This is a genomic window from Bradyrhizobium sp. th-b2 (assembly GCF_000426785.1).
GTDB classification, from domain to species: Bacteria; Pseudomonadota; Alphaproteobacteria; order Rhizobiales; family Xanthobacteraceae; genus Bradyrhizobium; species Bradyrhizobium septentrionale.
The window spans coordinates 178,386-197,692 of the sequence record NZ_AUGA01000012.1; the positions used below are offsets into that span (position 1 = coordinate 178,386).

A 19,307-nucleotide genomic window follows, 5' to 3' on the forward strand; every position below is an offset into this window, starting at 1 on the left:
GGTGATGGCTCAGGGGCTGGGCTGGTCCAGAAAGACATGAAGGGTCTTGATTTGACCGCGTTCAATTTGCGCGACATCGGTGCCCGTCACGGCTGCGGGACCGTTCGGCGGACCGGACTTCCAGCGCAGCCGTCCCATGCCGTGGTGACCAACGGCAGGGCCAATCGCCGTGAAAGCGAAATTGGCTGGCAGGTTTGCCAGCAGTTCATCCACCGCTTTATTGATGGCGGCATGACCCGTCGCTGAGGCATCCGGTGGTTCAAAGAGTGTCGCATCGCCAGCATAGAGTTCCGAGATGGCTTTCATTCTGCGAGAGGCGTCGCGCTCGCCGAACACATGCGCGAGATTTGCCTGCATGAGGCCGTCATAGTCGATGGGTGCCGTGCTCATCTTCCGCCCTCCGGAGTTGGGAATTTTCGGAAGGGCGTGCCTCGTCAATCGCTCAACGCGATGTCGTTCGCCGATCCGGTTGCGGCGATAGTGTCGTTCCGCCTAAGGGAACGCACTGTTCGATTCTGCGATTCACAGTCTGAAACTGCTACAGGATGGCGGTCAGTTCTTGCGGTCGCGCCGCCATACTGCCGGTGTCGTGCCGGTGAGTTTCCGGAACGTTCGCCCGAAATGAACCGCATCGGCAAAGCCCGTTGCCTCTGCCACCTCGTTGAGCGAGGCGTGGCTGTCGATCAGGAGAGCCTGCGCACGCCGGACGCGCGCATCGAGCTGCCAGCGATAAGGGGCCATCCCGGTTGACGCCTTGAACGCGCGGCTAAAATGCGCGGGCGAAAGATTGACCAGCGCTGCCAGATGCGCGAGATCAACACGCTCGGGCAAATGGGCGTCGAGATAGTCGACGGTGCGTCGAAGCTGCCAGGGTGCCAGACCCTTCGTGCTCGTGGCAGGCGCTGGCGCATCGGCGATAAGCAGCGCTGCAGTCGCGGTCGTCAGCCCGTCACCATAAAGCTGCGCCGATGGGTCGGGATCGTTCACCGCGTCAGAGAGCAGCTTCGTCAGGGTCCAGATGCGATCATCGGAAAAACGCAGCCGAGGCGCTTCGATTGCATCGGCGTTGAACCGGGTACCCAGCTGCTCGCTCAGCACCGCGAGATCAAAGCTCAACGTGGCGTCCCGCACGAAGCGAGCATCGGCGCAGAAGCCCCATATTTCCGTGCCGGCGGGCGCGAAGAGTAACTGCCGCGGCACATAGCCGACCGGGCAAGGCTGGTTCTCTCGGAGACGAGGCTCGCACGGGGCTCCGGTCTCTTCCAGAAGAATATTGAGGCGGGTTTCATTCTCGTGTCGAAGATGGTGAGACACCCGGCCCGCGCAGCGGAATTCGTTGAGAGCAACGCGCACGCCGTTCCAATCGCGCCGCGCCGTCGACAGGCCGAGCACATTCTCAGGCAACAAGGACAGGCGGTCGGGGCGTGTGAGCATGGCTACTTATATAGTCTAGCCAGCCGAATCTTAAACGCTGCTCGCTGAGGGGGCGATTCCGACAATTGCTTCCACAACGCGCGACTGGCGGGTACCTCGAAGTTAGTTCAGCAAAATTAATGCATTAGACCTTCTTAAGGCGCACGTAGGGTTGGTCTTATTTGCCCGTGTTTTGCGGGCCCATCGGCTTTGCCGCTGGTCATCGGGCCTTCATCCACTCACGGCTTCGCCGCGCTCGCATCGATCAACAGCTTCGCCACCGTGAACGCCGACTGCGCCGGCCTCTCTTCCGACTGCTGGCCGGTGACGTAAATGCCTTCGATGAGCAACAGAAGGGCGTCGCCGAGCACGGCGGGGTGACGCGCGCCCATCGCCGCGGCGAACTCGCGCAGGCGCTTGCGAAAGACCTTCGTGTACAGGGCGGAACCGCCACCTTGACGCCCAGCCGGTCAAGATAATAGATGATAACCATCATATATAAAAGCGCCCAAGGCAGCTTCGAGTCCCGGCCATGCCGGTTCGCAGGAAGGGCGCGACAGGAGAACCATGCGTCGAATTGTTGTGACGGGCCTGGGGATGGTGTCCCCGCTGGGCTGTGGCACCGAACTGGTCTGGTCGCGGCTGCTCGCGGGGCAGTCCGGGTTGACGGCTTTGCCGGAGTGGGCGGCGGCTCTCCCGGCGCGCGTCGCAGGACAGGTTCCTGATAAGGCCGAGGATTCGGAGGGCGGCTTCGATCCCGATTCCGCCGCCCCGCGCAAGGACCAGAAGAAGATGGACCGGTTCATCCTGTTCGCGCTGCTCGCCGCGGCGGAAGCCGTGGCGCAGGCCGGCTGGATGCCGGCCGAGGCTCACGCGCAGGAGCGCACCGCCACGGTGATTGCATCCGGTATAGGCGGGTTTCCCGCGATTGCGGAGGCCGTGCGCACGGCGGAAAGGAGCGGCCTGCGTCGGCTGTCGCCATTCACCATTCCCTCCTTTCTGGCAAATCTCGCAGCCGGGCACATCACCATCCGATACGGCTTCAAGGGTCCGATCGGCGCGCCGGTGACCGCTTGCGCGGCGAGCGTTCAAGCCATCGGCGATGCAGCGCGCTTGATCAGATCCGGCGAAGCCGAAATTGCGATCTGCGGCGGCGCGGAGGCCTGCATCGATCCCGTGAGCCTTGGCGGCTTTGCGGCCGCGCGGGCGCTTTCGACGTCCTTCAACGACACGCCCGCGCGGGCGTCGCGGCCGTTCGACCGCGACCGCGACGGCTTCGTCATGGGCGAAGGCGCAGGTGTGCTTGTCATCGAGGAGCTCGACCATGCCGTGCGGCGCGGCGCGAAGCCGATCGCGGAGATCATCGGCTACGGCACGACGGCGGACGCCTATCACATCACCGCAGGCCCGGAAGATGGCGACGGCGCCCGACGCGCCATGGAGGCGGCACTCCGGCAGGCCGGGTTGCGGCCCGACCAGGTCCAGCATGTCAACGCGCATTCGACATCCACTCCGGTCGGCGATCTCAGCGAACTGGAGGCCATCAAGCGCGTGTTCGGGCGCGAGGGAGGGATTGCCGTCAGCGCAACCAAGTCGGCAACGGGACATCTGCTTGGCGCGGCAGGCGGCGTCGAGGCCATCTTCACAATTCTGGCGCTGCGCGATCAGGTCGCCCCACCCACACTCAATCTGGAAAACGCCGATCCGGCTGCGCAGGGCATCGACCTGGTCGCGAACGTTGCGCGGCCGATGGCCATCGAACACGCGATCTCGAACGGCTTCGGATTCGGCGGCGTCAACGCCAGCCTCGTCTTTCGACGATGGTCTTGAACCGGTTGTCGATCAAATCCGCGCTGAGCCGCTCGAGCACGCCGCTGCGCCCGGCAGCGAGCGACATCGGTCTCCAGGTCACGGCTGTCGCCGGATAGGCCTGGCGCCCGACGGCACGGCTTCAGTCGCCGCTCTCCCTGAGCGGATCCAGCGACCAGCCGAGTTTCTTGAGCTGCCGCTGATCCGTTGAGGCCTCCGCCAAAAGCCAATCGCGGAACGTCACGATCTTCGGCAACGCCGCCGTCGCCTTCGGGCACATGATCCAGTAGGTCTTCGACAACCGCAGCGCCTCCGGAAAAGGCCGCACCAGCCGTCCATTGATCAAGTCCCACGCCGCCAACGTCGTCCTTGCAAGTGCGATCCCCTGGCCGTTGATCGCCGCGTCGATCACCATGCTGGCCCGATTGAGCACCGGGCCGTGGATGACGTTGGTGTCGTCGACGCCGGCCGCCTGCAACCACCTCGACCAATCGGTCCGGCTGTCCATATGGATCAGCGGATATTTGAGGATATCGGCCGGCTTGCCGAGCCGCCGCCGTCCCGAGAGCAGTTTTGGACTGCACACCGCGAAGAGCTGCTCGGCGCTGAGCTTGACGGTGTCGTGCCCCGGCCAATTGCCGTCACCATGCCGCACAGCAAGGTCGACTTCCTCTCGCGCGAAGTCGACGTGATGAAGCGTCGCGGACACGCGAAGATCGATGCCGGGGTGCGCCTCGGCAAAGTGGCCCAGCCGGTGCACGAGCCATTTGGCGGCAAAGTCCGGCGAGGTGCTGACGGTGAGCACGCCGGCATTCTGCCGCTGCAACAGCCGCTCGGTGCCGACCGCGATGCGGTCCAGCGCATCGCGAACGACGGTCAGGTAGTCCCTGCCCGCCTCGGTGATGATCAGGCGCTGGCGCTCGCGATTGAACAGCTTGATCGCAAGCTCGGCCTCGAGCGCCTTGACCTGATGGCTCACCGCGCCCTGCGTGACGCACAGCTCCTCGGCGGCGCGGGTGAAGCTTTCATGCCGCGCCGCGGCCTCGAAAACCTTCAGCGCATTGAGGGATGGCAGGCGTGGGCGCATCGCAACGACTTCATGAGAAAAACTAGGGCAGGCAAGAGAAACGATGCTTTGCCGTCAACCGCCCGCTGACATTACTGGAATGCTCCAACGCAGAGTTTCACAAGATTTGGAGCTTGTCGATGTCAGCCTTGATCACTGATCCGTTGTCGCTTCCGTCCAATCCAGCGGACGATCCTCCCACCCGACTTCATCAATTCGATTTCGGACCGGGCCCGGCTATTGGATGGCACGGATGGTCAGGCTGGGCGGCCCGGCGCAGCCTTCGCGGCGCGCTCCGCGAGCTTGCGGAAGACAAACACCTGCTCGCAGACATCGGCCTGACCCGCGAGCAGGCCCTGGAAGAAGCAGCCAAACCGTTCTGGCGATAAGCGATTCAACCAACGAGAAAACAGATGGCAGACCCGATCGTCTACGGCTTCCCGCGAAGCACCTTTGTCAACATCGTTCGCCTGATCCTGACCCACAAGGACGTGCCTTACGGCTTTCATAACCTTGAACCGGTGATGGGACAGCGCGAGCACCTGGCGTTGCACCCGTTCAACCGCGTCCCGATCCTGCGGCACGGCGATTTCATCGTCTACGAGACCAGCGCGATCGCCTCTTATGTCGATGAAACCTTCGAGGGGCCAAAGCTTACGCCGCACGACGTTCGCGCGCGGGCGCGCATGAACCAGTGGATCAGTGCGGTCAACGCCTACTACTATCCCTACATGATCCATCACGTGACGCACGAACGGGTGGTCTTTCCGGAGCTTGGCATCGCCTCAGACGAGAAAGTCGTGGCCCATGCGCTGCCCAAGGTCGAGCTCGCGCTTGGCATGGTGGAGCGCGAGCTTGAGCACGGCGAAAACTACCTGCTCGGTTCGGAACTCTCGATCGCGGATTTCTACCTGCTTCCGAGCACTTTCGCCTTCAGCCTGACGGAAGAAGGCCGGGCGATGTACCCGAAATATCCGTCGTTCTGCCGCTGGCGCGAGCGCATGGAGAACCTTCCGGCAACACTCAAGCTGCGGGCGATCATGCCGCCGCGTGAACCCATTCTACATGCTCGCGAATGGGCGAAGTCACACCGTCCGAAATACTGACCATGCAGACCCAGCCTTGCCGGAACCTGCTGCAAGGACTGATTTGAAGCCATACTGATTTGAAGCCATGGGGAAACAAACACTCCCCGGCAAATCGCGTCTCGCGCTAGAGCCCGTTCCGATTGAATCGGAACGGGGCTCTAGATTCTTGTTTTGACGCGTTTTCTTCACGCGAACCGGTATCCACTTCGCTCGAAAACGCTCTAGACCTTGTGCACAGCGTTGTCGCCGGTGGTGACCTTGATATCGGCATAGCGACACGCGCCGTGGCGGCGTTGGAACGGCGCCACGGCCAGCAGCCAGATTTTCGCGATGGCCTTCGCCGATCCACCGATATGGGCGGCGTAGTCTGCTGCGATGTCGCGTTCCTGCGCTTGCCAGGTTCCGAGGTCCGCCTTCCCGGAACGGACGATCATATGCGTCTCGATCACATTCCAGCCGGGCAACGGGCAGCGGAAGACCTTGCCTTCAGGCAAATGTTCGCTCCAGATGTAGGTCAGATCCTGCCCGTCTTCGAACTTCACGCCGATCGAAAGATAGTCGTGGGTCGCAGCCTGGTCTTCCGCGACGGCGGTTGGCAATTGATCGATCTTCCAGCGCCATGCGAGCCGCGGACGAGAGGTCAACGGAAGCGACAGCGGCCGCTCGATGATACTGACGTGGCCCGTGGTGTCGCAGACGATCTCGCCGTCCGCACCCTGGCTGAAGACTTCCTGGCCACCTCCAAAACCGAGCAGGTTCGACCAGCCTGGCGGCAGCTTGCCGCCACGCTCGAGACGCGCAAGCTCGGACTTGAGCAGACCGCCCACGTCGCCATGCGCCAGGAGACTCTTGACGCCCACGCCGGCATCGGCGCGCCACAGCAGAGCGATGCCGGTCATCTTGACATCCGCCTGCTTGTAGACGTCTTCCGGCGTCGCCAGCACCCCGTCCTCACTGGCCCATTCCGCGGCCGAACGCGCCACCTCGATCCGTCCATCGTGGGAGGCCGTCATGGTCCCGGTGTCCAGCATCGGATTGTAGATCGGCCGGAGCCCGCGCGTGCGCGCGTGGAAGACCAGGCCGGGACCGAACCAGAGATCGTGTTCGCGCGACAGCCACATCCGACCGCTCAGGAGGAACGTCACCTGTTGGCCCTGCGCCGCGTCGAGACCAAGATCGGTCCAAGGCAGATCGGTGCCGTTGATCTCGAAAGCCTTGTAGGCAACCAGTTCCGGTGAACTCGCCTTCGCAATGATATCCTTGATCCCGCCCACCAAATCCGCCGGAGCCGGACCGCCCTGCTCGGCCGCTTGCGCCGTCCGCAACGCAGGCCCGGCAAAGGGCAGCACCAGACCGAGCGCCGATGCACGCAACATCACATCACGTCGGGAAATTTTCCCGATACGGCCGGCCGCGGACGACAAGCCAAAGCAAGCAAAGCACATGCATTCCTCCCTTGTCCCGGTCGACGCCGGCGTTTGGCCGTGTTTCATCGATGGGGTTTCGAATGCTATGCTTTCGCTGCGAATTCAGCCTGCCATGATGTGCCGAAATGGCAGCCTGTTTGGCGCGTGAGGGCAGATGCACCAGACTGGTTACACGCGCGCGAGCACGCTTGGTCCGATTGCCGATGTCGTGACGGCGGCCGGTGGATCGATCGAGCGGGTCTTCCGCCGCGCCGATCTTCCCCTCGGATTGCTGGAGGCGCCGGACACGCTGTTGCCACTGCGCGATCACTTCCGGCTGTTGATGGTGACCTCGCGTGAATTGCACGACGAAGTCTTTGCGGTCCGGCTTGGTCGCCAGACGTCGATGGCGGGCCTCGGAATTTTCGGCAGATGGGTGGCCCAGGCCCCGACCCTGCTCGAGGCGATCCACCGCGCAGGAACCAGCCTGCCGCACATGCTGCAAAACGCTACCCAGCTGGTCGTCCGCCGTCATGGCAGCGAAATTCACTGGTCGTATGAATTGACCGACCCTGCGCGCGACGGACGCCGGCAGAACGAGATGCTCGCCATCTGGTACATGATCGCTGTGGTCAGGCATTTTGCCGGCGCCTGCTGGCTACCGAGCCGGATCGTCTTTGGCGACCTGCCAAACCGGCTGCGATGTCAGATCGACGAGTTGACGTGTACCGATACTGCTGTTGGTGACGCCGCCAGCGCGATCGTGTTCGATCGGCGGCTGTTGACGGCCGTCAATCCAAATCTCGGACAAGGCGATGGGCTGACCGCGAGTGAGCTCGCACGCATTTTCGACCTGCCGGATCCGGAGGACCTGCCGGGCCGTGTTTCCGTGCTGATCGAACTGGAACTGCTCGATCGGCGTCCGACCCTTTCGCACATCGGAAACCGGTCGGGACTCACAAGACGAACCCTGCAGCGCAGGCTCAGCGAGGTCGGACTGAGCTACAGCGACCTGCTGCGAAACGCGCTGCAGCGACGTGCGGTGAGACTGCTGTGCCAGACAGACCGATCGATCGGCGACATTGCGTCGGTGCTCGGTTATGACGACCCCGCCCACTTCAGCCGGGCGTTCGAGCGCTGGAGCGGCGCGGCTCCCACCCGTTGGCGGCGTCTGCTTGAAGCGCGCGGGCGGGGCGAAACAAATGGCGCGCCGCTCAGAATAAAATCGCGAACCGATATGTAATTGAGATTGCTACACAATCCTTTACGCCGTGACTTATCAGATCCGGAGCCTGCCCGAGCTCCCCAGCTGCAAGCATCGGTCAAGGACGAGGGATATTTCAGAAGCCAATTCAAATAGTTAGCTTTGCAGGCGTGCGGATTACTGGCGTCACGACGGCTTCGAATTCAAATCGCCGTGCGAGCCTTGCGGGCGTCAACCAAAGCCGCACATCGAGCGACTAATGCAAAGGACGCTTCACATCGATCCGGAAACCGGCACCCGAAGACTTAATTCGAACCAGACCGGCCACGAAGCGACAAACAGCCACCGAAAAATAAAGCAATGAGCTTCCTTCCGAGCTGAAACACACAGCAACGCTGAACGATGCATAAAGAATGTCGCGACTTCGTTTGGCTCACGGTTCGAATTGAACCGCCCTGTGGTTGTGCGACAAAGGACTCGCATCTAGGTTCCGCACCAGCCGGATTTCTCATGTTGACCGCCTAAGGACGATTTCCCGCGACGCGGCCTGGACGCCTGCGCCGCCCATGCGGCTCCCTCGGAGTCGCCAGACCAGGAGACGACTGCATGTCCACCTCACAATCCCCGAAACTCGCGGAATCGACCGCGGTCAACGAGGCCGTCAAGGCACGGATGGCGCCGAAGCAGGCGACACAGGCCGCGCCTGTCGACATCACCGCCAATCCGGTGGCGAAGATCGTCTTCAATCCCGAAGCAGCTCCAGAGGAGCGCAGCCGCCAGGTCGGAGCCCTGCTCTCGCCTGATCTCGCCGAGGAGTGCAAGGCGTCGATCAAGCAGCTCGAGGCCTACAAGGAATATCTGGCGCAGCAGCGCACGCTGATGCAGCGCAAGCTGATCGAGCTGTCGTCGACGACCGTCTTCGCCAAGATGAAGCAGACGTTTGCCGACATGAACAAGGGCGTTCTCGACTTCCGCGAGATGATCCGGCCGCTGGTCGACAATCTGGATGCGCTCTACACGCTGCGCACCGCCGGCGACAATGTCGTGCTGGATACCTTCGCGGAGATCGAGGAGGATCGCAAGCGCGAGGCTGATTGGGACCGCCGTACCTCGGAGATCGAATCCGAAACGCGGCAGGTCAACTCCGACAAGGAGATGCTCGATCGCGACATCGCCAAGCTGAAGACGCAAACCGGCCTGTTCGGCGGCATCAAGAAATCCGCGCAGGCCGAAATCGCCGCCAAGGAGCTCCTGATCGCCAAGCGGATGGAGGGCCTGAAGGCCTGCCGCGACAAGGCGCTGGCGATCATCACGGAGAAGGCCGAGCACGACGCCAAGCAGGGCAAGTTCAAGGCCGAAAAGGACCAGGTCCGCAAGATGCTCGACATCTCCGGTCCCGAGCACGTCAAGCGCGTCGAGGGCATCATCAAGGCGGCGCTCGGCTACATCGACAAGTCGCAGGTCTCGGTCTCGGAGCTGCGCGACGAACTCGGAGGGATCGAGGGGCAGGCCGACAAGCTCGTCAAGATCAACTCGCAGATGATCACGGTGGTCGCGATTCTCGACAAGGGCATCGACCTCGCCAGCGCCGCGAACAGGGAGAAGGTGCAGGCGCTGTCGACCGCCCCGGCGGGCGAGGACACCCTTGCCCGTCTCGAGCGCGAGCGCAAGAAGAACGATTTCGAGCGCCACGTCACCACCCTGCTGGACAGCGGGCGGAGCACCAAGAAGACCGTGGCCGATCTCGAGAAGGACGCGGTCGACGCCAATACCTTCCACGACGCCCTCGGCAAGCAGAATGTCAATCTGCGCGAACTCTCCAGCGACGGCATCGCCAGTGTCGCCACCAGCCTGAACACCACCATCCAGGCGCTCAACAACTCGGCGCTCAACGAGGCCTCGGAGAGCGTGCGCGATTCGATGCGGGCGATGAACGCGGTGACCGACGACGTCGCCAACAAGGAGGTCATCCGCCAGGCGCTGCAGGTCGACGAGGCCTCCAAGCGGATCATGGAGAAGGTCGAGTCGATGTCGAACATCGCCGAATCGCTGCAGGCCGCCAACAAGCTGCGGGAGGACGGGCTCTCCAACATCCAGAGCCGGCTCGGAGAGCTCAGCGATGTCACCGCCACCGTACGTGCGCGGCTGCAGGAGAGCATCGGCATGGATGCCAAGGATCCCGGCGCGCCGGCCGCCTCAGCGGCAGCGAAGCCGGTCGACGACAAGGAAATCACGTTCGGGCAGATCTGAGCCCCGCCCCCGGACCGGCGCTGCCGGTCCGGCCTTCCCACTTCCAAGCCTGACCGATGGAAATCTGAAATGGCCGACAACTTCCTGATCACCGGCAGCGAGGCGCTCGCCAACCGGAAGAACTTCAAGCTGGTTGGCTGCACGGAGAAGTTCGAGGAATTGTGCACCATCCTGACGCGGATGGAAGCCAACAGCGTGATCGTCTCCGGTCCGAGCGGTGTCGGCATCACCACGCTGGCGCTGGCGCTGCAGGCGCGCAAGGTCGACCCCGACGCGCCGTTCGACATCGTCAACAAGCGGCTGTTCTGGCTCGACACCGACGGCCTGTTCGGCCTCGGCGACAACGACGCCATCGTCAAGCAGTTCAAGGCGATATTTGCGACCCTCAACCGCACCCCGGACAGCGTTCTGATCGTCGAGGATACGCTCGATCTGATCGATGCGCTGCGCAACAGCGGGCTGATGCACATCGTCAACGCGTTGACGTCGATGGTGAAGACGAAGAAGACGCAGGTCTTCCTCGAGGTGCGCGAGGCCGACCTGACCCAGGTGCTCAAGTGTCATTCCGACTTCCGCGATCATTTCACGCTGATGGATCTGACCGAGCCGGTCGGCGCTGAACTCGAGGAGATTGCGCTGCACGGCGCTGGGGATCTCGAGGAGAGCTACGAGGTCCGGATCGATCCGGCTGCGGTCAAGGCCGCCATCGACATGTCGAGCAAGTACCGTTCGCTCGACACCGGCCTCTCCGCGGCGCAGCCCGCGCGCACCCGCACGCTGCTCGATCGTGGCATGGCGCGCTACCTGCTGCGGGCGCACTCGACGCCGCCGCTGCTCGCGGAGCTTGAGGCGGAGCTCGCGCGTCTGATGGCCAGCGGGCCGTCCTCCGGAAACGAGGAAAAGGCCGCCACCGTGCGCGCCGCCATCGCCCGCCACAAGGCCGAGTTCGCCGAATACCAGGCCAAGATCAAGGGCTACTACGCGGCGCAACGCGAGGGCGAGAAGTCGATCGCACACATGGAGGCCCAGCTGCGCAGCCTCGAGGAAGACGAGAAGAAGCGTCACCTCGACGATCCCGCCGGCAAGGCCTCCGCCGGCGATGCCGACTTCGATCTGATCGCCAGGGCGTCCGGCTATGCAACGCCAGAGATTCTCAAGCTGCGCGGCGACATTGCGCAGACCCAGGCGGCCGTCGATGAAAATCGGGTGAAATACAAGGCCGTCACCAAGCAGATCAACGATCGGCTGCTGTTCACCGCAGACATGGTGATCGACGAATTCTCGCTGATCTCCGGTATCGACGCCTCCAAGCTCAAGCAGAACGACGCCGTCAAGCTGCTCAATCTGCACGGCTCGCTGAAGCGGCGCGTGTTCGGTCAGGATGCGGTGATCGATCATGTCGATCGTGCGGTCAAGGTCTGGCGGCGCGGGCGGCGCACCGACAAGCCGCTGCCGTTCCTGTTCTGCGGCGCCAGCGGCGTCGGCAAGACCGAGGTCGCCAAGGGCTTGGCGGAAGCCCTGTTCGACACCGACAAGACGCTGAACCGCTACGACATGGGCGAGTTCATGGAGAAGAACGACGTCACCAAGCTGATCGGCGCGCCTCCGGGCTACGACGGCTTCTCGGCCGGCGGCGAGATGACCAATTCGGTGCGGGCCAATCCGTATCAGGTCATGCTGTGGGACGAGATCGAGAAAGCTCACCCCGACATCTTCAACATCTGCCTCAACATCCTCGACGACGGGCGCTGCCGCGACAATCTGGGCCGCAAGGTCGAGTTCGGCGACGTGGTGATGCCGATGACCACCAACATCGGCGCGGAGCATGCGCTGCGGGTCGGCACCGGTCCCGGCGATCTGAGCCAGGATGAGGCCTACGAGCTCACCATCCGCGACCTGAAGAAGGCCTTCCGAACCGAATTCCTGAACCGCTTCGAGGGACGCGAGAACATCATCCTGTTCCACAAGCTCAACATGGACACGATCGAGAAGATCGTGTTCCGCGAAATCTCGCGCATCAACGCCTTCTACGCGGCACAATCGATCGAGGTACGCTTCCCCGAGGCGCAGCTGCGGGAGTTCTGCGACAAGACCTACTCGCCCGAGATCGGAGCCCGCGGCCTGCCGGGCCGCATCAAACGCATCGAGGCCATGATCGTCGAGAAGACGATGGCTGACGCCGCCTTCAGCGGCACGCTCGACATCGGCTTCGATGCCACGAGCCGCAATTTCACGTCGACCTGGATCCGCCATGACAGAAAAGCCGCATGACGACGCCGATGCGTTGCTGCACGGCATCGACAAGACGCTGTCCGAGTTCAAGACCAAGGCCTATGAGGCCAAGAAGTCCTACGACCAGTCCGACCTCGGGCGCGCCCACCGGGAGCTGAGCATGCTCGGCCGGTTCTGGTCGCAGTTCGTCCGCTCCTGCGGCTGGATCTACCTGAAGCTGATCGCTCCGGTCACCTGGCGGCTCTACCGCTTCGTGCGCTGGGCGTTCGCCCGCTACCGCGCGCTTTGGGCGCGCTGCGTCTACGCCAAGGACGCTTATGGCGATCCGGAATTCAGCAAGGCGCGCGGCGGCATCATGATCCTCGCGACGATCGCCGTCTGCTACGTCGTCTACTGCGCAGTGGCGGTCACCGCGACCTTGCCCTGGTACCTTGCGACCGTCCGGCACGACGAGCAGCTATATCTGTCCAACTCCCAGAACCTCTCGAGTTCGCAAACCGAGGGACCGGAGGTCCACGAGGTCTACGGTTGCGAGACGCTGCCCTGCACCGACCAGAACACGGTGACCTTCCGGGTGCGCGCGACCTGGTTCAACGAACTCTGGAGCGTGCTCCATCATGGTTCGCTGTTTTATCCCGGCTACGTCGCAGCCGCCGTCAGCCCGGTGCTGAACCGCTGTATCATCACCTCCTACGGTGTCCGCAAGAAAATCCTGGTGCGATCGTGGGATATCTATCCCGACCTCGTGCAGGTCGAATGCATGCCGACCGGCGCCGATGAGGGCAAGGACAGCAAGGTGATCAACAACAAGGACTATCGCTAGATCCACTTGGTGCACTTCAATAGACAGGCAATCTTTGGCGCGCCGCTCAGAACAAAACCGCAAACTCTTACTCAATTGAAATTGCTTGTGATTTTTCCCTCCCCGATGATTCGGCAGCCGCCGGCGCCGACTTCGGCCTCACGCGCTGCAGCAGGCATCTCGGCACGTCTCACGACAGCATGCGCCTTGGATAGCTTTGGGATCGGAGTATTGTCGTCGGCAGCAGTCGAAGCTTTGAGACCGGGGAATTCGCGTACGCGCTCGATCGCGATCAAGGCAGTGGCGCTCGAAGCGATGCACTCCAGAATCAAGCCGATGATCGCGACTGCGGTCGGACGGCGCGGCAAATGGAGGACATTATGGCTTGGCGTGACGATAAGGCCCGTGCAACCCTGATCCGCGATGCCGCGGGAAGCGTGCAGCCGGGCAAGGCTCCCCGGAGCTTTGCCGAACTTCTGTTCGGCTACACCAATGTCGAGGACCTCGCCAATCACGATGCCTTGTCGCTGGCCTTCCTGGCGGAACAAGCCTGGGAGCACGTGCAGCAGCGTACGGCGGGCAGCGCCGATATCCGTGTCGTCAATCCGATGATGCCGGACGGGCGCGAGATTTCCGTGCTCGAGATTCTCAACGACAACATGCCCTTCCTGTTCGATTCCACGACGGCGGAGTTGGCCGAGCAAGGCATCGAAGTCACCCTCGTCGCTCACCCGATCCTCGCGGTGGAGCGCGATGATCAAGGCAAGCTCCTGCGCTTTCACGGCGAGCCACTGCCGGAGGGAGCGAAGGGTACGCGGGAAAGCCTGATTCATCTCCACATCACCCGCCTGGACGCCGATGCCGATCGCCAGAAGCTGATCGACGGCCTCACCAGGTCGTTGAGCGACGTCCGCGCCTGCGTCACCGACTGGCGTGCCATGCGCGACCGGGTCGAGGACGCGATCAAGACCTTCTCTTCCAATCCGCCGCCGCTGCCGATCGACGAGGTCGCCGAGGCCAACCAGTTCCTGCAATGGCTCTGCGCGGACAATTTCACCTTCCTCGGCGTGCGCGAATATCGCTTCTCGCCCGACGGCGATGCGTCCGACGACATCACGACCGGCAAAGGCCTCGGCGTGCTCCGCGATCCGGATGCGAAGGTCCTGCGCCGCGGCGGCGAAATGGTGGTGATGACGTCGGAAATACGCGAGTTCATGCACGACCCCACCCTGCTCATCGTCATCAAGGCCAACGTCTCCAGCCGCGTTCATCGTCGCATCCGCATGGATTATGTCGGCATCAAGCTCTATACGCCCGACGGCCGGCTGGAGGGCGAATTGCGGGTCGTCGGCCTGTTCACCTCCGGCGCCTATACCCGCTCGGCACGGCAGATCCCTTATGTCCGCCACAAGGTGACGCGGGCGCTGCAACGCGCCGGCTTCGACCCGAACAGCCATTCGGGCAAGGCGCTCATGCATATTCTCGAAGAATATCCGCGTGACGAATTGTTCCAGGTCGACGTCGACACGCTCTACAATTTCGTCATGGAGATCCTGATCCTCTACGAGCGTCCGCGCGTCCGCGCGCTGGCGCGGGTGGACAAGTTCGATCGCTTCGTCTCCATCCTCACCTTCATTCCGCGCGACAAATACGACACCGACGTCCGCACGCGCGTCGGTGCCTTCCTGGCGCAGGTCTACAAGGGGACGCTGTCGGCCTCCTATGTTTCATTCCCTGAAGGGGCGCTTGTGCGCGTCCACTACATCATCGGACGCTATGACGGCAAAACTCCCGTCGTCGAACGCGCCACGCTCGAAGCCGGGATCAGTGCCATTGCCGCGACCTGGGCCGACAAGCTGAAGGCCGCGCTCACTGCCTCGACCGATGGCATGCGGGCACGCATGCTCACCACCCGATATGCCCAGGCCTTCAGCGGCGGCTATACCGAGGTGTTCGGCGCGGAACAGGCGATCACCGATATCGCCACCATCGAAAAGCTCACGCCGACCCGCCCCGTGGCGATTTCGGTTCACCGTGACGAAAGCGAGGCCGATCCCAAGCGCTTCGGACTGAAGGTGTTCTCGCACGGCGCGCCCCTGTCGTTGTCCTACCGCGTGCCCGTGATCGAAAATCACGGCCTGCGCGTGGTCAACGAACGCACCTATCAGATCGCGCCGCGCGCCACGCCGGCGCCTCCGCCGGTTTGGCTCCACGAGATGACGATCGAGACCAGCGACGGCCAGCCGATCACGATCAGCCCGGAATTCAGCCATCGCCTTGAAGCCTCGATCATGGCGGTGGTCCGCGATCACGCCGAATCCGATGGATACAACGGCTTGATCCTGCGCACCGCCCTGGGCTGGCGGGAAGTCTCGACCATCCGGGCGCTGTCCCGCTACCTGCACCAGATCCGCGCGCCGTTCACCCAGGATTACATGTGGGAGACCTTGCGCAAGAACGCCGCGATCACGGCCAGCCTCGTCGCGCTGTTCCAGACCCGCCTCGATCCGCGCCTCGCCTCCACCGATGCCGAGCGCTCGGCACGCGAGACGGCCCTGCTTGCCGAGGTCGAGGAGCAGCTCAAATCCGTCGCCTCGCTGGACGAAGACCGCATCCTGCGCCGCTTCACCAACCTGGTGCAGGCGACGATACGCACCAATCTGTGGCAGATCGGCGAGGATGGACATCCGCGTCCGGTGATCTCCTTCAAGTTCGACGCGCGCCGGATCGACGACCTGCCGGCACCACGACCGCTCTACGAGATCTTCGTCTACTCACCTCGGGTCGAAGGCATTCACCTGCGCTTCGGAAAGGTTGCGCGCGGTGGCTTGCGCTGGTCCGACCGGCCGCAGGATTTCCGCACCGAGATCCTCGGCCTCGTGAAAGCGCAGCAGGTCAAGAACGCCGTGATCGTGCCGGTCGGCGCCAAGGGTGGCTTCGTGCCCAAGCGCCTGCCGCCGCCTTCCAACCGCGACGCCTGGCTCGCGGAAGGCACCGAGGCCTATCGCATCTTCGTTCGCTCGCTGCTGGAGCTCACCGACAATCTCGACGGCGACATCGTCGTGCCGCCCGAATCCACCGTGCGCCATGACGGCGACGACCCCTACCTCGTCGTCGCCGCCGACAAGGGCACCGCCACCTTCTCCGACGTCGCCAACGCGATCTCGGTCGAGAAGAACCATTGGCTCGGCGACTCCTTCGCGTCCGGCGGCAGCCAGGGCTACGACCACAAGAAGATGGGGATCACGGCGCGCGGCGCCTGGGAGACGGTCAAGCGCCACTTCCGCGAGCTCGGCACCGACATTCAGACCACGCCGTTCACCGCGGTCGGCGTTGGCGACATGTCCGGCGACGTTTTCGGCAATGGCATGCTGCTCTCGACGGCGACAAAGCTCGTGGCGGCTTTCGATCACCGCGACATCTTCATCGATCCCTCGCCCGATCCTACGATCAGCCTCGCCGAGCGCAAGCGCCTGTTCGACCTGCCGCGATCGAGCTGGCAGGACTACAACAAGTCGCTGATCTCGCCGGGCGGCGGCGTGTTCTCGCGCCAGCTCAAGGCGATCCCGCTCACTCCGGAGATACGCACCCTGCTCGATCTCGACAAGCCGCAAGCCACGCCTTTCGAGGTGATGACGGCAATCCTGAAGGCGCGCGCGGATCTCTTGTGGTTTGGCGGCATCGGCACCTATATCCGCTCCGCCGGGGAAAGCGACGATCAGGCCGGCGACCGCGCCAACGATCCGATCCGCATCACAGGCGGCGACGTGCGGGCCCGGGTGATCGGCGAAGGCGCCAATCTCGGCGTCACCCAGCGCGGCCGCATCGAGGCGGCGCAGAAGGGCGTCAAGCTCAACACCGACGCCATCGACAACTCGGCCGGCGTGAACACGTCCGACGTCGAGGTCAATATCAAGATCGCGCTGGCGCGCCTCGAGCGCGAGGGACGCCTCAGCCCCGCTGACCGCAACAGCCTGCTGGCCGCGATGACCGACGAGGTCGGCACGCTGGTGCTGCGCAACAACTATCTGCAGTCGCTGGCGCTCTCGCTCGCCGAACGCAAGGGCGTGGCCGAGACCGGCTTCCTCACGCGCCTGATGCAGTCGCTCGAGCAACGCAGCTTGCTCAGCCGTGCGGTGGAGTTCCTGCCCGACGACGCAGCGCTCACCGAGCGCACACGCCGCGGCCAGTCCCTCGCACGGCCCGAGCTTGCCGTGCTGCTCGCCTACGCCAAGCTGACGCTTTACGATGACCTGCTCGGCACCAGCGTGCCGGACGATCCCTATCTTGCCCGGGAACTATCGCAGTATTTTCCGCGCGAGGTTCAGGACAAATACCCCACGGCGGTCGAATTCCACCGCCTGCGGCGCGAGATCATCGCGACCAACCTCGCCAATGCGGTGATCAACCGCGGCGGCCCGGCCTGTGTCGTGCGCCTGATCGACGAGACGGACGCCGATATCCCGACCATCGTCATGGCCTATGTGGCGGTCGATGAATGCTACGGGCTGAAGTGGCTCAGCGACGCGATCGACGCGCTCGATACCTGCATCGATGGGCAGGTGCAGCTGTCGCTCTACGCTTCTGTGCAGGATCTGCTGCTCTCCCGCATGGTCTGGTACGTGCGCAATGTCGATTTCAAGGAGGGACTGGAGGCCGTCGTCGCGCGCTTCGGCCCGGGGATCCGCCAGATCGTCGCCGGGCTCGACACCGCGCTGCCGCCGGACTTGCAGGCCGCGCGTGGCAAGCGGCGGCAGGAACTCACCGACGCCGGTGTCCCCGCCGGCCTCGCCGGCGAACTCGCCGATCTCGACGCTCTGGTCTCGGCGCCCGATATCGTGACGGTTGCGGAGCGCACCAGCCGCCCCATCGGCGACGCCGCCGCGACCTTCTTCGCCGCCGAGGCGAATTTCCGTCTCGACCGGATCGTCGCCGCCGCGCGCAGCGTTCCGGCAAACGATTATTTCGAACGGATGGCGATCGACCGCGCCGTCGAGCAGATCGCCGGCGCCGAAAGAAGGCTGGCCGCGGATATGCTGGCAACCGGCCAGTCCGGCCAGCAGGCTGTCGAGACCTGGCTCGCGGCGCACCCGGAAGCTGCGCGCATCCGCCGCTCGGTCGAGGAGATCGCGGCCAGCGGCCTGACGCTCGCCAAGCTGACGGTGGCGGCGAACCTGCTGGGGGACCTGGTCAAGGCCTGAGGCGTGCGAGGCAGCGATGTGAAACCCTAAGAGCGCAGGCTGTTAGCCGGCGAACGGAGGACTCCAATGATCCACGCCACTTGCCATACCGCCGATAACGTCCGCTGCATCGAGTTCGATGCCACGCCCTGGTTCAGCGAGGCTGACGCTCCGAGCATTGTCGATTTGGCCCAGCGAGGATGGGCCAGCACGGCGATTGCAGATTCCCTCGAGCGCCGACGAGGCTATGAAGGCTTGCACGACCTCGTTGAGTATGCCGCGAAGCGGCTGCAACCGGAATCCCTGGAGGACCCAACCTGGGAAACCTTCGCATGCGTCGTCGATGGACCCGACGCCGTGGCCTGGCTCGAGAGCAACCGGCCCGAAATTGTAGCAAGGATCAGGAACGCCATGTGAGGCGCCGGCGATTGCGCCGCGCGTAAATCGGAGTTCAGTGCAAGCTGGAAGCCAAACCTCCAATTGGCAGATGCCCATAAGAAACTTTTCGCAGCTACTCAATCAGGCGCTTGGCCGCTCCGATGAAGCGAGCACTACAATCCCGGTGATCTCGCCGCCCAAGCCTTGGTGGCCTGGCAGCTTTCCATCGCCCGGACGTAGGCAGGGCGTGCCGTCGTGCGGGCGAGATAGTCCCGCTCGGTAGAACCGGGGACGTAGTTGCCGGTTCGCAGGCCGAGCAGGAGGGCGTAGCTCACCGAGATATCGGCAGCAGTGAAGCGGTCGCCGGCGAGATAGGGGCAATCCGCGAGGCGGCGGATAACCAACCCCAGCCGGCTCTCGAAGGTCTCGAGTGCCCAACAAGTAACCCGGGCATCTCGCTCGGCTTCGGGCGCCAGTTG

At 63.6% G+C, this 19,307-nt stretch carries 16 protein-coding genes; 9 read left to right on the plus strand and 7 right to left on the minus strand.

Features of this window, described 5'->3' with window-relative positions:
• Nucleotides 1–9: 9 nt before the first annotated feature.
• The 3 genes from K359_RS0116960 to K359_RS63310 form a co-directional block, all read right to left on the minus strand.
• Entirely contained in the window at nucleotides 10–390 is a 381-nt protein-coding gene (locus tag K359_RS0116960; protein WP_029080417.1) for a nuclear transport factor 2 family protein, read from the minus strand.
• Between the two features lie 162 nt (nucleotides 391–552).
• The gene (locus K359_RS0116965; protein WP_029080418.1) at nucleotides 553–1,434 is read right to left on the minus strand and encodes a helix-turn-helix domain-containing protein; all 882 of its coding nucleotides are present in this window, start codon (nucleotides 1,432–1,434) and stop codon (nucleotides 553–555) included.
• Nucleotides 1,435–1,652: 218 nt separating this feature from the next.
• Nucleotides 1,653–1,805 carry a hypothetical protein gene (locus K359_RS63310; RefSeq protein WP_165125746.1) on the minus strand — a complete coding sequence of 51 codons (153 nt, stop codon included), beginning with the start codon at nucleotides 1,803–1,805 and terminating at the stop codon, nucleotides 1,653–1,655.
• 175 nt (nucleotides 1,806–1,980) lie between these two features.
• Between K359_RS63310 and fabF the strand changes: the two genes are divergently transcribed.
• Entirely contained in the window at nucleotides 1,981–3,243 is a 1,263-nt protein-coding gene (gene fabF / locus K359_RS0116975) for a beta-ketoacyl-ACP synthase II (protein ID WP_029080419.1), read from the plus strand.
• Between the two features lie 121 nt (nucleotides 3,244–3,364).
• Here the strand turns inward: fabF and K359_RS0116985 are convergent, their stop codons facing one another.
• The gene (locus K359_RS0116985; RefSeq protein WP_029080420.1) at nucleotides 3,365–4,309 is read right to left on the minus strand and encodes a transcriptional regulator GcvA; all 945 of its coding nucleotides are present in this window, start codon (nucleotides 4,307–4,309) and stop codon (nucleotides 3,365–3,367) included.
• 119 nt (nucleotides 4,310–4,428) lie between these two features.
• On the opposite strand from K359_RS0116985, the gene K359_RS63315 reads away from it, so the two are divergent.
• Together K359_RS63315 and K359_RS0116995 are read left to right on the plus strand one after the other, a co-directional pair.
• Nucleotides 4,429–4,677, plus strand: a complete 249-nt coding sequence (locus tag K359_RS63315; RefSeq protein WP_084518420.1) for a DUF1127 domain-containing protein — start codon at nucleotides 4,429–4,431, stop codon at nucleotides 4,675–4,677.
• 24 nt (nucleotides 4,678–4,701) lie between these two features.
• A complete protein-coding gene (locus tag K359_RS0116995; RefSeq protein ID WP_029080421.1) occupies nucleotides 4,702–5,394 on the plus strand; it encodes a glutathione S-transferase family protein in 693 nt (230 codons plus the stop codon).
• Nucleotides 5,395–5,597: 203 nt separating this feature from the next.
• On the opposite strand, the gene K359_RS0117000 is transcribed toward K359_RS0116995, so the two are convergent.
• Nucleotides 5,598–6,752, minus strand: a complete 1,155-nt coding sequence (locus K359_RS0117000; RefSeq protein WP_245284634.1) for a DUF3047 domain-containing protein — start codon at nucleotides 6,750–6,752, stop codon at nucleotides 5,598–5,600.
• Nucleotides 6,753–7,011: 259 nt separating this feature from the next.
• Between K359_RS0117000 and K359_RS52205 the strand changes: the two genes are divergently transcribed.
• The 4 genes from K359_RS52205 to K359_RS0117020 all read left to right on the plus strand — a co-directional run bounded on the left by K359_RS52205 (nucleotide 7,012) and on the right by K359_RS0117020 (nucleotide 13,291).
• Entirely contained in the window at nucleotides 7,012–8,025 is a 1,014-nt protein-coding gene (locus tag K359_RS52205) for an AraC family transcriptional regulator (RefSeq protein ID WP_245284635.1), read from the plus strand.
• 567 nt (nucleotides 8,026–8,592) lie between these two features.
• On the plus strand, nucleotides 8,593–10,236 hold the full coding sequence (locus tag K359_RS0117010; RefSeq protein ID WP_029080423.1) for a hypothetical protein: 1,644 nt from the start codon (nucleotides 8,593–8,595) through the stop codon (nucleotides 10,234–10,236).
• A gap of 69 nt (nucleotides 10,237–10,305) precedes the next feature.
• Nucleotides 10,306–12,507 carry an AAA family ATPase gene (locus K359_RS0117015; protein WP_029080424.1) on the plus strand — a complete coding sequence of 734 codons (2,202 nt, stop codon included), beginning with the start codon at nucleotides 10,306–10,308 and terminating at the stop codon, nucleotides 12,505–12,507.
• Nucleotides 12,488–13,291 carry a hypothetical protein gene (locus K359_RS0117020; protein ID WP_029080425.1) on the plus strand — a complete coding sequence of 268 codons (804 nt, stop codon included), beginning with the start codon at nucleotides 12,488–12,490 and terminating at the stop codon, nucleotides 13,289–13,291. The genes K359_RS0117015 and K359_RS0117020 overlap by 20 nt, the downstream gene beginning before the upstream one ends.
• Nucleotides 13,292–13,362: 71 nt before the next feature.
• Here K359_RS0117020 and K359_RS0117025 read toward each other — a convergent pair whose 3' ends face one another.
• Entirely contained in the window at nucleotides 13,363–13,638 is a 276-nt protein-coding gene (locus K359_RS0117025; RefSeq protein WP_029080426.1) for a hypothetical protein, read from the minus strand.
• Between K359_RS0117025 and K359_RS0117030 the strand changes: the two genes are divergently transcribed.
• On the plus strand, nucleotides 13,639–18,471 hold the full coding sequence (locus K359_RS0117030) for an NAD-glutamate dehydrogenase (protein ID WP_029080427.1): 4,833 nt from the start codon (nucleotides 13,639–13,641) through the stop codon (nucleotides 18,469–18,471).
• 66 nt (nucleotides 18,472–18,537) lie between these two features.
• On the plus strand, nucleotides 18,538–18,867 hold the full coding sequence (locus K359_RS0117035) for a hypothetical protein (RefSeq protein WP_029080428.1): 330 nt from the start codon (nucleotides 18,538–18,540) through the stop codon (nucleotides 18,865–18,867).
• Nucleotides 18,868–19,001: 134 nt separating this feature from the next.
• Here the strand turns inward: K359_RS0117035 and K359_RS52210 are convergent.
• On the minus strand, nucleotides 19,002–19,307 hold a 306-nt coding region (locus tag K359_RS52210), incomplete at its 5' end, for a glutathione binding-like protein (RefSeq protein ID WP_035976685.1).

Bases quoted from the DNA above. Each gene is read 5' to 3' on its own strand.
- K359_RS63310 (WP_165125746.1), bottom strand. From the start codon at position 1,805: ATGGGCGCGCGTCACCCCGCCGTGCTCGGCGACGCCCTTCTGTTGCTC.
- K359_RS0116995 (WP_029080421.1), top strand. From the start codon at position 4,702: ATGGCAGACCCGATCGTCTACGGCTTCCCGCGAAGCACCTTTGTCAAC.
- fabF (WP_029080419.1), top strand. From the start codon at position 1,981: ATGCGTCGAATTGTTGTGACGGGCCTGGGGATGGTGTCCCCGCTGGGC.
- K359_RS0116960 (WP_029080417.1), bottom strand. From the start codon at position 390: ATGAGCACGGCACCCATCGACTATGACGGCCTCATGCAGGCAAATCTC.
- K359_RS63315 (WP_084518420.1), top strand. From the start codon at position 4,429: ATGTCAGCCTTGATCACTGATCCGTTGTCGCTTCCGTCCAATCCAGCG.
- K359_RS0117035 (WP_029080428.1), top strand. From the start codon at position 18,538: ATGATCCACGCCACTTGCCATACCGCCGATAACGTCCGCTGCATCGAG.
- K359_RS0117020 (WP_029080425.1), top strand. From the start codon at position 12,488: ATGACAGAAAAGCCGCATGACGACGCCGATGCGTTGCTGCACGGCATC.
- K359_RS0117030 (WP_029080427.1), top strand. From the start codon at position 13,639: ATGGAGGACATTATGGCTTGGCGTGACGATAAGGCCCGTGCAACCCTG.
- K359_RS0117000 (WP_245284634.1), bottom strand. From the start codon at position 6,752: ATGTTGCGTGCATCGGCGCTCGGTCTGGTGCTGCCCTTTGCCGGGCCT.
- K359_RS0117010 (WP_029080423.1), top strand. From the start codon at position 8,593: ATGTCCACCTCACAATCCCCGAAACTCGCGGAATCGACCGCGGTCAAC.
- K359_RS0116985 (WP_029080420.1), bottom strand. From the start codon at position 4,309: ATGCGCCCACGCCTGCCATCCCTCAATGCGCTGAAGGTTTTCGAGGCC.
- K359_RS0117015 (WP_029080424.1), top strand. From the start codon at position 10,306: ATGGCCGACAACTTCCTGATCACCGGCAGCGAGGCGCTCGCCAACCGG.
- K359_RS0116965 (WP_029080418.1), bottom strand. From the start codon at position 1,434: ATGCTCACACGCCCCGACCGCCTGTCCTTGTTGCCTGAGAATGTGCTC.